At 26.1% G+C, this 314-nt stretch carries 1 protein-coding gene; it reads left to right on the top strand.

Annotated elements, in window-relative coordinates:
* Positions 1-5: 5 nt before the first annotated feature.
* The coding region (locus tag EHQ58_RS19130; protein WP_425460494.1) for a DUF7380 domain-containing protein at positions 6-314 on the top strand (309 nt) is incomplete at its 3' end.

The raw sequence follows: 314 nt of genomic DNA, 5'->3' as shown, positions 1-314 counted from the left end.
ATATAGTGAAGTATAATTATTTAATAGTTCACGAAGATTTAAGAGCACGAATATTTGATATTGATTGGATTTATAATAGAAATTATCAAAGTGCAATTGAATGTGCAAATTTATACATTAAGCTTGCAATAAATTATTTAAATAATGAACAATGGATTTACTTACCTAGCAGACTCGAAAGAGGCATATCTATACTTTTATCATTAAAAAAAGAAAATATAATTTCTGATAACTTGGAAAAGGTGAAAACAGCGATAAGATCTTTGAATGGAAACGACGAATTCTGGCTTTCTAGTAGACTAATTCAAATTTAT

Origin of the sequence: Leptospira ognonensis, from assembly GCF_004770745.1 — a bacterium.
Taxonomy (GTDB): Bacteria; Spirochaetota; Leptospiria; order Leptospirales; family Leptospiraceae; genus Leptospira_A; species Leptospira_A ognonensis.
Note: the sequence above shows the minus strand (reverse complement) of the source record. Positions and strands in the feature narration are given on the sequence as shown.